The organism is Bradyrhizobium sp. Ken51, assembly GCF_055807435.1.
Map to the genome: position 1 here is coordinate 1 of NZ_JBVVPB010000063.1, position 14,617 is coordinate 14,617.

The window sequence follows — 14,617 nt, forward strand, 5'->3', positions numbered from 1 at the left end:
TCGTGCTCAGATGGGCATGTATGCGGGCGTCAGCGAGCGCCACCTAGACCGTCTCTTCTCTGAGCATCTGAATGCAGGATAATCGCAATTTGCGGCTGGCTCATGCCAGACGACTACTGCAGCAAAGCCCGCTTTCTGTTTCAGAGATCGCATTCGCCACTGGCTTCTCTAGCGCATCACATTTTTCACGGGCCCATCTAAGCTTGTTCGGTAAGACGCCAAAAAAAGAACGCCCATTGCGTGTTGCTTGACTATCTCACAGTTCAACGTTTGGCATTGCAGCCACAAAGTCGGAAGCGTGGAGAGCGGGTGACGGAGAGTATGAACGTGTGATTGTCCGCATATGGTTCGCGGGCAAGTCCTCGCTTGCGGAGGGCTCCGTCTTAATTGCCCGTGCCGACACCGCTGCGCTAGGTCTGTCACTGTTACACTTGGCCTCTCTCTCGGCGCTGTAGAGAGACAGAAACGCCGGCACTTCGAGGAAGAGGCTGACATTCGCTGCATAGTTGGACCCTTAACCAAGTCACTCCTAAGAGTCTGACTCATAACGCGTTGTCGTGGTGTCTATCGAGGCGTCGGATCGGTAGCCTGAAATTGCAACGAGGCGCCAAGGGACCTCAGTGGCTGCGGCCTCCTCGAAGTCTCTGGCGTGGCGGCGGCAGACCGAATGACAGCTCAGTTCTGGTAAATCTTCAACTGATTCTCAATGTGCTGGGCGCATTGCGCGGTCTGCTGAATCTGATTGTTGATCTGTGTCGTCTCAGAGCCCGGCCTTGTTCTCGCGGCAGCTCCGTCTTTTGCGGTCGTATGCTGCTGCCGCGCGGAGAGTGATCTTCCACAGTCGAGATACGAAATTCGGCGAGAACGCCATCGAAGCGCAGATTTGCGGCGCAATCACCGGCAAATTGCAGAACTAATACTCAATGGGGCCCTAATGTAAGTGACAAGACAAGCGCCACGCGTGACAAGGCCACGCGTAAAGAAAAAGAATCGCAGCACACTTGTGGAGCACGTGAGCAACGGCTGGACCGGTCTGGCTGTTTGGCTGTTAGGAGGATTCAGTGATCAAGGCGCCTGGGACGAACGCATGAATTCGAGTGCTCAGTCTGCGTCGGAAGGCAGTGCCCTGAAGTTTGAAGGCAGAACGTACCTCGATGGCCGGGCTAGTGATCCGCGCACGTTCGGATGGATGCAGGGCTCGCCGCCGCCCGCGGAAAAGCAGGTCACATTTGAAAATGACCGCTGGCTGAATTTCCCAGAAATTCGCTGGAGCCTTTCGCACATGCGGGAGCTCGTGCCAACGGTATGCGTGCGCCGCGGCGATGGCCCACGAAAGTTTTTCGGCGCGCCATCCGCCGCCGATGCTGCGACAGTGGAAGCGTTGACATTCCGCGACATGAACGGGTGCGTCCGGCGCTTGGGTGAAGCGCTGATTGATACCTATACTGACGGAATCCTAGTGCTGCACCGCGGACGCGTAGTCTACGAGCGTTATTTCGGTGCTCTGGAGGCGCATCTGCCGCATGCCTGCTTTTCGGTCACGAAGTCTTATGCAGGCACGCTCGCGTCGACTTTAGTGCACGAAGGCCTGCTCGATGATCGTCAGCTGATCCCGTACTACCTGCCCGAACTGAGCGGCACTGCGTGGGCGGATGCCACACTGCGCCATGTTATCGATATGCAGACCGGATTGGATTACAGTGAAGATGAGGCAGACGAACAATCCAGCTCCTCAATATATATGCGCGCCTGTCGCACGCGGTCGCGGCCAATCGACTACGATGGGCCCCTGACGTCGTGCGACTACCTGCGCACCGTGCGCAAGGAGGGCGTGCACGGAGAAGTCTTCGCCTACAAGAGTGTGAACACCCAGGTTATGGCTTGGGTGATGGCACGCGTGACCGGCCGTTCGTTCGCGCAGTTGCTTCATGAGTACCTTTGGTCGCCGCTCGGCGGCGAGGAGGACGGTTACTTAGTCACTGACCCCGCTGGCATGCCGTCCGCTAGCGGCGGCCTGTACGCGAGCCTGCGCGATCTGGCGCGCTTCGGCGAGTTGATCCGGCGTGAAGGTGATTGGGATGGCAAGCAGCTCATTCCGGCGGCCGTTATAGCAGATATTCGGCGCGGCGGAGATTTAGCGAGATTCGATTCCGGGCGTTTGTCCGGATATTCATACCGCAGCCAGTGGTGGGTTTCGCATGACCAATTCGATGCCGTGGAAGCCCGGGGCATTCACGGCCAGCGCTTGTACATCGCCCCCGGAGCAGAGATGGTCATCGCACGCTTCGGATCGCAGCCAGTGGCCTCGTCTGCGTTCAGTGACCCGATTATCATGCCGCAGATGCTGGCGCTGGGACGGTTTCTGCGGGGTTAGCTAGCTGTTTGCTGGGCCGCTGAAGAGGCCCAGGGCAGCCGGGAAGAAGAGGAAGTTTAGCGTGGACAACAAGCATCAAATTAAGGATCTCGCGAGCCGGCCTGTCTCGAAGGAACTCGCCTTCGCGGAGTCGGAATATCGCCTCCGTATCGAAAAACTCAGGAGGATAATGGACGCGAGAGGCTTGGACGTCCTCCTTGTTACACACGCTCCCAACTTGAGCTATCTGAGTGGGTACCAGAGTTTCGGGACAGGTTGGTATTCGTGCATGATACTCCCCCTCGAGGGTAAACCGATCCTTCATATGCATGGGTTAGAGTTCGGGCCAGCGATGCTTACCAGTTGGGTGGCAGATATACGGTCCGTCCCCTGGTCTCACGAGGATACTATCGTAAGCGGTCTCGTGGGCATTTTAAAAGAGCGAAGACTGGAAGGGAAGCGAATCGGCTGGGAGATCAAGAAGCCCGGCCTTAGTATTGAACTTTACGAAGGGCTGAAAGGTGCGCTGCCTGACGCTACGCTCATTGAAGCCTCAAATGTCGTTGCGCAAACTCGCGTCGTCAAATCGCCAGCCGAACTGGAGTGCCTGCGCAGTTCTGCTCAGATTACGCTGAAGGCTTTTGACGCCGTGTTGCCAGTGATACAGCCCGGTATCACCGATAACCAGATCGCGGCAGTGATTTACGAGACGCTGATCAAGGAAGGGAGCGAATATTTCAGCACCCAGCCCATTGTCTCAGCGGGTCAACGTAATTGCTACGGTCATACCACTTTCAGGCGCACGCCAATTCAAAATGGGGATACGGTGGCTCTGGAGTTTGGCGCTGCCTATCAGCGCTACACCAGCGCGATCTTTCACACCGTAGCCATTGGCAAACCATCTCCCGTGGTCGAGAAGCGGGCGAAAGCAATTAATGAGACTCTCGATCTGATGCTTCAGGCGGTCAAGCCCGGCCGAACCATTCACGACGTCGCGCGGGAAGCTGGCACTGCCGGTCTGGAAGAGATCATGGGCCGGCCAAACTCTTCACAAGTTTACGGATACTCGATCGGCCTAGGATTTCCTCCTACTTGGAGTGAAAACCTATTCTTCCTCCGGGAGGGTACAGAGACGGAACTGGTGCCCGGCATGACGTTCCATTCCCCGCTGACGGTCCGCACACCTGGCACCCCCGGTGTGGGTTTCAGTGAAACATGGGTTGTCACGGAGACGGGGTGCGAAGTCCTTACCAAGCACGATCGCGCGCTAACTGTTGCCGGGGCATAGCAGCGGCCGTCCTGTAAGCAATCAACAATCCTGGCTTCGACTATACTTCGATGGTCGAACTCATCATCGGTGAATTGATACACGAGCCGTTCACAGGCTCGTCTAAAGGCGACCGGTTCGAAGGTGCGCAGTGCAAGGGAAGGGGAGGGTTCTTGCTATGTTAGTGTCTCGACGCGATCTGTTCAAAAGGGGCTTGGTTGCGGGGGCGGCTCTTTCAATGCCGTCCCTTTTGCGGGCCGGCACGGTGCGTATGGTCATGCCATTCGGCGTGCGTTGCGCGCTGCGTGCCCCGCGAACATCGGTCGCTCACCGCGTTCTGTGATCCGCCCATTGGGAAGGGAGAGCCTCATACTCGTCCAGAAGACAAGTTCAGAACAACCACACCACTGAGAACAGAAGGGAAATTGAACATGAAAATCTCTCGACGCGACCTCATGAAGGCAGGCTTGGCCGCCGGGACGGCTGCATCGATGCCCTCGACTGTGAGGGCACAGTTAATGCCGACGGCAGCGCGAACGGTGCGTATGGCAATGGGCAGTGTGACCAATTTCGATCCGTACTCTACGACAAGCGACTCTACTATAAATTATGCGCTGGCTATTTACGACTCACTGTTCGCACTCGATTCGAAGTATACCGCTCAACCGCAAATGGTAGGAAAGTGGGGCGTTTCCGACGATAAGAAGACCTACACGTTCGAACTCCGGGAAGGCCTGCGCTTTCACAACGGCGCCCCTGTTACGGCGACGGATTGTGTCACCTCGATACGTCGCTGGTGCCAGTCGTCCCGTGGACAATTGGTCAACGATCGGGCAAAAGATATCTCGAAGACAGACAATAGGACATTCACAATCGCGCTCAAAGAGCCGTTGCTGATTCTAATTAATCAGCTGGCTAACGCAACGGGTCTATTCGTTATGCGCGAGACGGATGCAAATCGCCCCCCGACCGATCCGGTGACCGCACACATCGGATCGGGGCCGTTTACATTCAATGAAGCGTTTTTCAGGCCGGGCGCGAGCATTGTCTTCGATCGAAACGAAAAGTACGTCCCGCGTCAGGAGCCGCCCAGCGGATTTTCCGGCGGCAAGGTTGTTCGTGTCGATCGCGTCATCTGGGAGAACCTCACCGATCGGCAGACGGCTTTTGCGGCTTTGCAGGCGGCTGAGATCGATTTCCTTTCAGCTGCTCCTGCTGATCTTTTCTCGGCGATCGAGAGCGATCCCAATCTTGTGCTCGAGGATCTTCGAAAGTCAGGCGATGATTATTTTCTGCGCATGAATTGTCTGCAGAAGCCGTTCGACAACGTGAAAGCGAGGCAAGCCATGCTTCACCTGATTGATCAAATGGCATTCTTGCAAGTCATAAACCCAAATCCAAAATACACGCGCACAGTCACGTCGTTGTTCGGAACCGATACTGCCTATACCAACGACGCCAATACGGGATGGTATCAGAGGGGTGGTAATCCGGAAAAAGCCAAGCAGCTCTTTCAAGAGGCCGGATATACTGGCGAAAAAATCATCATTCTCCAACCCACAGATTGGGCGCCCGCCAGCGATGCCTCACAACTCCTGGCGGCGACGCTGAAGAAAGTTGGGGTCAATGCCGAGCTTGCACCGAGCGACTGGGCTGGGCTAGCCGCGCGCCGAAATAAACAGGGGCCCGTCGAGCAAGGCGGCTGGAGCATCTTCATTTCGAGTTCAAGTGATTTTGGTTTTAGCGATCCACTTCTTCCCTATCAGGCCATGAATGGCGAGAAGGGTTGGTATGGCTGGCCGAAGAACGATGAATATGAGGCCCTGCGGACCAAATGGCCAGATACCGCGACGCTCGAAGAGCGCAAGGCGCTAGCCCGCAAGATGCAGCAAGTTTACTGGGATACCGTTGGCCTCGTCTTCTTGGGGCAGAGTGTAACGCCCATCGCGCGCCGCAAGACACTGACCGGCATGATCGGCGTTCCAGACTGTACACCGATGTGGAACATGCAGAAGGCCTCACCCTAGTCGCCTCCATACTCTTAGGATGTTACCGACCATCGCCGTTATGGGCGATGGTCGGATTCTCATCTTTCTCCGTTCTCAGGCTTGCACACAGTGCTCGGCACCGTTCTTTTTCGCTGGGCCCCGCCAAGCCCTTTGAGCGGCCCTTTCTGTCAGTTCGGCTGATATCACCTGTCGGGTTATGCTTCTCTCAGCGGTCGGCAGACGCCGCCGCATGACGGGTTTGAAAGCCTCAGCCTCGCCGCGCTGTATACGCGGTCAATCTGCTCTCTAAAGCTCAGACTAAGGCCGCAGGGGAGCCCACGCGACAGCTGGTGCCTTGTCCTGACAATCGACGCGGTGGGCTTTCAAATTTGGTTCATCCGCGTTCACAGTGCAGCGCTTGTCTGGATTTGTTTCGGCAAACGGAGAGCCTCTCATGAAACATGAGGATCTCCGTGTGGTCTCGCGCCACACCGGTGGTGTCACCGACGCATCTTTTCGGCACAGTTTGACCAGTGAAAGATCGATTTCTTCTTACTAATACGAAATTCGCCGCAAACTGCAAATGTCTCATGTCAGAGTGTTGGCCATAAATGAGAAGCCTCGAGTGCGCAGACTAGTCGTTTGCGAACCAGAATATCATCTACAAAGCCGAGACGCGGAGTATCCGCGCTGGGCTCAGAAAGTAAACGTCGCCGGGTCCTCCTTCTTAGGTGAGAGTGTCTCGCCAATCGGGCGCGGCACGGCAGAAGAGTTGAGGGCACAGTGGCTGCTTACATTGTTCGCAGGGTAGTTTCGACCATTGTCGTCATGGCAATGGTCGGGATTTTCGTATTCCTTCTTATCAGGCTGTCACCCGGTGACCCAGCGGCCGTCATCGCCGGCCCCATGGCCACAGAACAGACGATTATCGGCATCCGCGAACAACTGGGGCTCAACGATCCGTTGCCGGTTCAATTCGCACACTGGGCGCTGGGCATCCTCAGTGGCGATTTCGGAACCTCGATCTTTGCCGGGCGACCGGTTCTCCAACTTGTTTCGCAGCGGCTGGAATCGACCATTTCCCTTGCGACCCTAACAATGATCGTTTCGGTGACAATCGGGATCTCCTTCGGTATCTTTTCCTCCTGGCGATCCGGCGGCCTCTTCGATCGCTTCCTTTCAGGCTACGCGGCACTTGGCTTTTCTGTCCCCGTGTTTGTTATCGGCTATTTTCTCATATACTGTTTCGCTATCAGCATGCGCTGGCTTCCCGTCCAGGGATACGCGCCGCTCGACCAAGGCCTCGGGCCGTGGTTCGTGCGCCTGATCCTGCCAACCATCACGTTGAGCGTGTTCTACGTCGCTTACATCGCCCGGATCACCCGGGCGAGCATGCTCGAGGTGCTGTCGGAAGACTATATCCGAACCGCCGCGGCCAAGGGCGCATCCTCCTATGCCCTGCTGTTCCGTCACGCCCTGAGGAATGCGGGCGTGCCGATCCTTACCGTGATCGGCTTGTGTTTCGCGGGTCTGATGTCGGGCGTGGTCATCACGGAAACCGTGTTCAACATCCCGGGTGTCGGCCGCTTAGTCGTCGATGCGATCAACAATCGCGACTATCCCATCATCCAGGGCGTACTGATCCTCGCTTCAGGCCTGTACGTTCTGATCAATCTTGTAGTCGATCTCACCTACACCCTGATCGACCCCCGCATTCGGTACTGACATGACCCTCGTCTCCGCGCCCATTACAGCCGTGCCGGTCGGCCGGCTGCGACCCTCCGGTCTTGCCCGTTTAGCCCGGCGGCATCCGCTGGTCCTGGTCGGTGGCGGGCTCCTAGTGCTGTTGAGCATTCTGGCGCTTACAGCCCCGCTTTACGCCGGCGATCCGCAGAGCATGGACCCGTTCAAACGCCTCCAGCCCCCCTCCGCCGCGATGTGGTTCGGCAGCGACAATTTGGGCCGAGACGTGTTTTCGCGAACGGTGTTCGGCGCCCGGATCTCCCTCCTAGTGGGATTGATCTCGGCGGCGAGCGCAGTGCTGGGCGGACTCATGATCGGTGTCCTCGCCGGTTACAGCCGCGGCTTCGACAGTATCGCCATGCGGATCATGGATGGCCTGATGGCGATCCCGACGATCCTGCTCGCCCTCGCCCTGATTTCTCTCACCGGCGCCGGGGTCGGCATCCTCATCGTGGCCATCACGATCCCGCATATCCCAAGCACCGCGCGGCTGGTGCGCTCCGTGGTTCTGAGCGTACGGGAGCGCCCCTACGTCGAGGCGGCGCTCTGCGGCGGCGCGCGCCTGCCGAAGGTGCTCTGGCGCCACATCCTGCCCAGCACCATTCCGCCGCTGATGGTCCAGATCGCCAATCTCTGCGCCAGTGCGATCCTGACCGAAGCCGGGCTGAGCTTTTTGGGCGTCGGCGTGCCGCCCGAGATCCCGAGCTGGGGCAACATGATCGCAAGCTCTCGCCTGTATCTCGCCATCGTCCCATGGACGCTCTTCGCCCCCGGCATCTGCCTGGCCGTCACGGTCCTGGCCGTCAACCTGCTCGGGGACGGCTTGCGAGACATGTTCGACCCGCGCGCCAAGCGGAGGCGCTGACATGCACATGCAAATGCAAAAATCCACAGCGGCCGACGTGCTTCTCGACGTGCGCGACCTCGAAACGCACTTCTACGGTGAAGACAGCGTCACCCGCGCGCTGGGCGGCATCAGCTTCCAGGTCAAGCGCGGCGAGACGCTTGGCGTTGTCGGCGAATCCGGCTGCGGCAAGAGCGTTACCGCCCTGTCCATCCTCCGCCTTCTGCCCAAGCTTTCCGCCAGGACGGTGGGCGGCGAAATCCGCTTTCACGGACGCGACCTGCTGAAGCTTTCCGACCGGGAGATGCGCCAAATCCGCGGCGACCGGATTGCCATGATCTTCCAGGAGCCGATGACCAGCCTGAACCCGGTTCACACGGTCGGGCGCCAGATCGCTGAAGCAGTTGAAATCCACGCGAAGGTCTCCCGGCCAGACGCGATGGTCAAGGCGCTGGAGATGCTCCGGCTCGTGCGCATCGCCGACCCTGAGCGTCGCATCCACAACTATCCGCATGAGATGTCCGGCGGCATGCGCCAGCGCGCCATGATCGCGATGGCGCTCGCCTGCGCGCCGGAGCTGCTGATTGCGGACGAGCCGACCACCGCGCTCGACGTCACGATCCAGGCGCAGATCCTGCGGCTGGTCGTAGATCTGAAAGAGCGCACCGGCACGGCCGTGATGTTCATCACGCATGACCTTGGGGTTGTGGCCGAGACGTGCCAGCGCGTAATCGTCATGTATGCCGGCCGGATCGTCGAGCAGGCGTCTGTGACAGAACTGTTCGCGCGCCCTGCGCATCCCTACACCCAGGCTTTGATGCGCTCGGTGCCGGACCGGCGGCAAGGTCGGCGGCAGCGCCTGCCGGAAATCCCCGGCATCGTGCCGAACCTGAGCGAACCGATCGTTGGCTGCAGCTTCGCGCCCCGTTGCCCATTCGTCCTGGATATTTGCCGCCAGAAGACGCCCGCCATCCGCGAGGTCGGGCCGGACCATGCCGCGGCTTGCTGGCGCGCCGAGGAGGTCGTGGAAGCATGAGCGGTCCTTTGCTGATGGTAGAGAACCTAACCAAGCATTATCCGCTCGGGTCGGGGTTCCTGAACAAAACCGTCCCGGTGGTGCGGGCGGTGGAGGATGTCTCCTTCTCCGTGGCGGCGGGCGAGACGCTCTGCATCGTCGGCGAGTCCGGCTGTGGCAAGTCGACAGTCGCGCGGCTTCTGATGCGGCTCGTGGCGCCGACAGCCGGGCGCGTGCTGATCGATGGCATCGACATTGCAGGGTTGAGCAAGCACGCGCTTCGGGCAGGGCGCCGTCGGATGCAGATGGTGTTCCAGGATCCGTACTCGTCACTGAACCCGCGCCTTACTGCAGAGATGATCATTACCGAGCCGGTCGAAAACTTTGAGCGGCTCAGCCGCAAGCAGCGCCGGGCGCTGGCCGCGGAGCTTCTGCGCAAGGTCGGTATGTCGCCCGAGGTGATGGACCGGCTGCCGTCCGAGTTCTCGGGTGGCCAGCGGCAGCGGCTCGGCATCGCGCGGGCGCTGTCCCTCCAGCCCTCGCTGATCATCGCCGATGAGGCGGTGTCGGCGCTTGACGTCTCGGTTCAGGCCCAGATTCTGAACCTGCTGCTGGACCTGCAACAGCAGATGGGCCTCGCCTTTGTATTCATCTCGCACGATCTTGGCGTGGTGCAGCATATCGGCCATCGGGTTGCGGTGATGTATCTGGGGCGGATCGTGGAACTCGCCCCGTGCGAGGCACTCTTTGCCAAGCCGGTCCACCCCTACACGGGAGCGCTGATTGCGGCCGCTCCGGTGCCGGATCCTGCGCGGATTCGGCTCGAGGCGCCCGTAGAGGGGGAAGTGCCGAGCCCGATCAATCCGCCAAGAGGGTGCGCGTTTCACCCGCGCTGCCCGCTCGCGGTCGAGCGGTGCCGCATCGCAGTGCCGCCATTGGTGCCGATGCCGGACGGGCGGGTTGTGGCCTGTCATGTGCGCGCTCCGGCCACGGACACGTTGCCCCAGCCCTTGGCAGGCATTTCAGCATCCAGGACGGTGGCAGAGCCACAATCTCCCAACTAAGGACCGGTGTTTATGCGACCGTACTCTCCTGCACTTTTCTTCGACAGCGAGACCGACGCGCGGCTGCAACCTATCAAGGCTCTATGAAGCGATGCGCCCGTCGTTGCACGACGGATTGTACGCGAACCTATCGCTCCGCCGGTTTGGTACAGCGATACAACAAGGACCAGCATGAGCGAAGTTCGGCGACTGAAATCCGATGAGAATCTTCGCAATGAACCTACGTCTTAACGAACAACAATCTGAATGCCACACATGAAAGAGCTTAGACGGCAAGCACGTACCGAAGCTGCCACTGAAGCAGACCTTCCTGCGGGCATGGTCGAAATCAACGGACATCGCTACCTCGACGGCCGTGCTTCCGACCCGCGCGTACTTGGATGGATGCGCGGTGCGCCTCCGTCTGCAGATAACCGCATCACATTCGCGAGTGATACCTTTCTCGAATTCCCGAAGATCCGCTGGTCGCTATCGCACATGCGCGAACTGGTGGCGACCACGAACGTTTGGCGGGGGAGCGGGGCGGCTTCGCATCTAGAGTGCGATGACAGGACGAGAGAAATCAACGCCCTAGAGTTTACCGACTTTACCGTCGCGTACGCCGCTTTGATGAGGCGTTACACGACACCTACGCCGACGGCATCCTCGTGCTCCATCGCGGACGAATTGTATACGAGCGATATTTCGGCGCGCTCGAGGCGCACCTGCCGCATGCATGCCACTCGATCACCAAGTCGTATGCAGGTACGCTTGCCGCCGCGTTCGTCCACGAAGGCGTGCTCAACGACACGAAGCCGATCTCGTACTACCTGCCTGAGCTGCGCGACACGGCATTCGAGGACGCGAGGCTGCGCCAAGTCATGGACATGCAGACCGGTCTGACCTACTCCGAGGAGTACACGGACGCGAACGCTAACGTTTGGGCGTATGCGCGCGCCTGCGGATGGCGGCCGCGGCCGGCTGACTACGATGGGCCGCAGACTTTGTGCGACTACCTCCGCACGATGAGCAAGGAAGGTCCGCACGGCGAGAGGTTCGCGTACAAGACCGTGAATACGGAAGTGATTAACTGGGTAATGACGCGCGCGACCGGCCGCTCGTTCGCGCAGTTGCCGCACGAGCGCCTATGGGCGCCCCTCGGCTGTGAGGAGGACGGTTACCTCGTCATGGACGCGGCCGGCATGCCGATGGCCGGCGCCGGCCTGAGCGCGAGCTTGCGCGACTTGGCGCGCTTCGGCGAGCTGATGCTACGCCACGGTGACTGTAGCGGGAAGCAGCTCATTCCTGCCTCCGTCGTGCAGGACGTGCAGAAGGGCGGGAGCCGCGAGTTCTCCTACCGCAGTCAATGGTGGCGGATGCACGACGAGATGGAAACATTTTTTGCTGCTGGAATTCACGGCCAACGCTTGTATGTCGCCCCGAAGGCCGAGATGGTGGTCGCCCGCTTCTCATCACACCCTGTGGCATCAGCCTCCGCCAGCGCGCCAATAATTTCGCCGCAAATGCAGGCACTCGGACGGATGCTGTGCGAATAGCCGGCAGGACTAGCGGCCGAGGGCCGCCTGCTCTAACTCGGCTGAACGGCGCACCCTGGCCAGATGGTCTTGCCACGCTCGAGGACCATCTCGCCTTGTGTTCCTGAAGAGTCTGTCACGTATGGCACGAAGAACTATCAAACGCGAATGGATTCGCATGTGAAGGATCAGCCCATGGAGAAACTTTCACACGAGCAGGGCTTTCATCGGACCCACCAGGGTGACAGCTATGATTTGGTCGGTTCAACTACAACAAATGTTGCGGACGGCTTCACGCTCGTGGCCGTTGGCGACCTCATCGTGACGCGGGCGCTAACAAAGGGTCACCATCCTGGCTTTGGCGATATCGTCACACTCCTTCGTGAAGCTGATGTCACATTCGGGAACATGGAAACCAACATCTTCGATATCCGATCATTCCAGGGGGCCCCGCAGGCTGAGTACGGCGGGGCGTATCACGTCAGCTTGCCCGCGCTCGGAGCAGATTTGAAGGCGATGGGATTCAACATCGTCAGCTACGCGAACAACCATACGTTCGACTGGGGCGTTGAAGGCATGCGCGAGACGATCCGTGCGCTCGATCAGAACGACATCGTCCATGCGGGTGCGGGCGAGAGCCTCGCCCAAGCCGGTGCCGCTCGCTTTCTTGAGACCGCCTGCGGTCGCGTGGGGCTGGTGTCGTTTGCGTCCACGTTCACGCCGCTGTCGCGTGCGGCCGATGCTGCCGGCGAGGCGCCGGCCAGACCGGGGATCAACGCTCTTCGTTTGGCGAAAAGCATCGTAATCTCGCCGGAGATGCTCGAGAGCGTAAGGCAAATACGCAATTCGTTGCCGGGCTTCGGGTCCGCCGGTGATGATCCAGACCGGGTGTTGCTTGCCGGAACGACATACACGACTGGCGACAGTGCGGGTTACAGCTACGAAGCCAACCCGCAGGATGTGGCCAACATTCTCCGAAATGTGCGCCGGGGTAAGCAGTTCTCCGACTTCTGCATCGCCGCGAATCACGGTCACCAGCCCGGGAATTGGAGCCAGGAGCCGCCTGATTATGAACGATCGTTTGCGCATAGCATCATTGATGCCGGAGCCGACGCCTATGTCGGACATGGACCGCACCAACTGCGCGGCATCGAGATCTACAAGGGCCGGGTGATCCTTTATGGCCTGGGGAATTTCATCATGGACGACCTGCGGACGCCGGTAGGCGCTGACATGTTTGCCGCTCACAACAAGGACCCGCGGGTCGACACGGATGCCGAGGTGACCGCCGATGAGATGACAAGCGGATACGAGACGGCTCCAGGATTTTCCGACCCAATCTTCTACGAGAGCATTGTCACCGTCAGCCGATTTGAGCAGAACCGGCTTGCCGAACTGCGGCTTTATCCGGTCGAACTCGGTCACTCCAAGAGGCTTGCCGACCGGGGCGTGCCACGGCTTGCGGCGACGCCACAAGCAAAAACCATTCTGGAGCGTCTACAGAGGCTCTCGAAGCCTTTTGGGACTCAGATCGCGATCGAGAACGACGTTGGTGTCATCAGACTCTGATGACCGCGCGAACCAATGCTGCGAGAAGAAACGACGTGATGATTACGGGGTCAGGGTCGAATGTCCATCCCTCGCTCTATGGCGACAAGGCGAGTGAAGCGAACGGCCCATATGACCCCGCGCGGGATTCTACGACGCTGGTACGCCGCCGAGAAGCTCAACACGCGCACATCGTCGTCAACAATCGCCGGGCTTCCGGCGGCCTGTTGGCGCTGTATGCCGGTTCGCTGCGCGATACCCTACGACGGCCAGCATTGCGGGACGCTGTGCCGCCGAGACACTCACCGGCTGTGCGGTCGAGCGGGCCTATGTCGACAACTGATAGCGCGGCCAGTGCCTAGGCGTGAGTTGCGTTGTGTGCGGTCAGATGGCATCGTTAATCCAAGGTCAGATACGCGGCTAGCTAACAGCTGAAATAAGGAGCGCTGCGTTCATTGCAGCATCATAGACCGGCAATCCAGTAGCTCTTCGAATTCGACTCGAGACTCTCGCGAAAATAGTGCACTCACATAGAATGGCTGCGATGTTGTCGTGTCTTCGGACACGGGCAATCATGTCGTCAGCGTCCGCCAAGACTTCCTTGACGTTTATCTCACCTTGTTCGGCCCACATGTAGCGGTAACTGGCTGTGCCCTCCAGACCTTCGATAATTAGTCGAGATTGGTCTGTGATACCGAGCGTAGCCATAATGCCTTCATCGAGGCATCGAGAGTCCGCAGTGAGCACTGCTATCTTCTTGTTCGCGGGCACAGCGGATAGCAGCGTGGGTAGGAGAAGCAGGGTCGACGTGGAAACCGGCACGGGTACGGCGGCCGCGACTGCCCTTTGAAATCGCACAGTGAAGCCGCAGTCACACGTGATTGCGTTAACTCCTTCCCGCACAAGCTCTAGTGCTGCCTCCACATACGCGTCTTCACAAGCGGGATCACCTGAGACAATATTGCTGGCCCATGCTCCGGCGATTCGCCTAAATTTTGGGGCCGACTGGTAATTGCGCGCAACGCCTGGTCCGAAGTCCGGATCTTGGCCATAATAAGTGCCGACGTTCGAAAGGCACAAAATTCCGAGAGTTGCCATATTTCTCTTCTCCTTAGGGTGGGGCAGGCGTCCTCTGACTTCGCCGGCTACCCGCTTTCCGACATGCTCTGTCAATCCAAAAAGTGACTTGAACAGCGATGTGCGCTCAACTTTTCAGCAGCCAGGCTTTTAAAAGAAGAGCCTTCGCTCCATTTTCGTCAGGCGCTTTCCGCCCTCAGGCGT

At 59.2% G+C, this 14,617-nt stretch carries 9 protein-coding genes and 2 pseudogenes; all 11 read left to right on the forward strand.

Annotation, left to right across the window (positions count from 1 at the left end; translation table 11 throughout):
* Positions 1 to 251 (forward strand): annotated as a pseudogene (locus tag AC0L27_RS39785) (helix-turn-helix domain-containing protein); the annotation flags it as partial.
* Between the two features lie 761 nt (positions 252 to 1,012).
* Positions 1,013 to 2,374 (forward strand): serine hydrolase domain-containing protein, encoded by a 1,362-nt coding sequence (locus AC0L27_RS39790; protein ID WP_473323443.1) that lies wholly within the window; start codon positions 1,013 to 1,015, stop codon positions 2,372 to 2,374.
* A 61-nt stretch (positions 2,375 to 2,435) separates the two neighbouring features.
* Positions 2,436 to 3,641, forward strand: a complete 1,206-nt coding sequence (locus AC0L27_RS39795) for a M24 family metallopeptidase (protein WP_473323445.1) — start codon at positions 2,436 to 2,438, stop codon at positions 3,639 to 3,641.
* Positions 3,642 to 4,051: 410 nt separating this feature from the next.
* On the forward strand, positions 4,052 to 5,647 hold the full coding sequence (locus AC0L27_RS39800; RefSeq protein WP_473323446.1) for an ABC transporter substrate-binding protein: 1,596 nt from the start codon (positions 4,052 to 4,054) through the stop codon (positions 5,645 to 5,647).
* 744 nt (positions 5,648 to 6,391) lie between these two features.
* Positions 6,392 to 7,333 carry an ABC transporter permease gene (locus tag AC0L27_RS39805; RefSeq protein ID WP_473323448.1) on the forward strand — a complete coding sequence of 314 codons (942 nt, stop codon included), beginning with the start codon at positions 6,392 to 6,394 and terminating at the stop codon, positions 7,331 to 7,333.
* Between the two features lies 1 nt (position 7,334).
* A complete protein-coding gene (locus AC0L27_RS39810) occupies positions 7,335 to 8,216 on the forward strand; it encodes an ABC transporter permease (RefSeq protein ID WP_473323449.1) in 882 nt (293 codons plus the stop codon).
* Between the two features lie 7 nt (positions 8,217 to 8,223).
* Complete coding sequence (locus AC0L27_RS39815; protein WP_473323456.1) at positions 8,224 to 9,231, forward strand: ABC transporter ATP-binding protein; 1,008 nt, start codon at positions 8,224 to 8,226, stop codon at positions 9,229 to 9,231.
* The gene (locus AC0L27_RS39820; RefSeq protein WP_473323450.1) at positions 9,228 to 10,274 is read left to right on the forward strand and encodes an ABC transporter ATP-binding protein; all 1,047 of its coding nucleotides are present in this window, start codon (positions 9,228 to 9,230) and stop codon (positions 10,272 to 10,274) included. Before AC0L27_RS39815 ends, AC0L27_RS39820 begins: the two co-directional genes overlap by 4 nt.
* Before the next feature lie 647 nt (positions 10,275 to 10,921).
* Positions 10,922 to 11,809: a serine hydrolase domain-containing protein gene (locus tag AC0L27_RS39825; RefSeq protein ID WP_473323452.1), complete on the forward strand. Its 888-nt coding sequence runs from the start codon at positions 10,922 to 10,924 to the stop codon at positions 11,807 to 11,809.
* Between the two features lie 174 nt (positions 11,810 to 11,983).
* The gene (locus tag AC0L27_RS39830; RefSeq protein ID WP_473323454.1) at positions 11,984 to 13,357 is read left to right on the forward strand and encodes a CapA family protein; all 1,374 of its coding nucleotides are present in this window, start codon (positions 11,984 to 11,986) and stop codon (positions 13,355 to 13,357) included.
* A pseudogene (locus AC0L27_RS39835) lies at positions 13,357 to 13,515 on the forward strand (gamma-glutamyl-gamma-aminobutyrate hydrolase family protein); the annotation flags it as partial. The gene AC0L27_RS39830 and the pseudogene AC0L27_RS39835, both read left to right, overlap by 1 nt.
* Positions 13,516 to 14,617 lie beyond the last annotated feature (1,102 nt).

What these genes read in the sequence shown, in the direction of transcription:
- AC0L27_RS39800 (WP_473323446.1), top strand. Translation starts at nt 4,052, where the DNA reads ATGAAAATCTCTCGACGCGACCTCATGAAGGCAGGCTTGGCCGCCGGG.
- AC0L27_RS39810 (WP_473323449.1), top strand. Translation starts at nt 7,335, where the DNA reads ATGACCCTCGTCTCCGCGCCCATTACAGCCGTGCCGGTCGGCCGGCTG.
- AC0L27_RS39815 (WP_473323456.1), top strand. Translation starts at nt 8,224, where the DNA reads ATGCAAATGCAAAAATCCACAGCGGCCGACGTGCTTCTCGACGTGCGC.
- AC0L27_RS39820 (WP_473323450.1), top strand. Translation starts at nt 9,228, where the DNA reads ATGAGCGGTCCTTTGCTGATGGTAGAGAACCTAACCAAGCATTATCCG.
- AC0L27_RS39830 (WP_473323454.1), top strand. Translation starts at nt 11,984, where the DNA reads ATGGAGAAACTTTCACACGAGCAGGGCTTTCATCGGACCCACCAGGGT.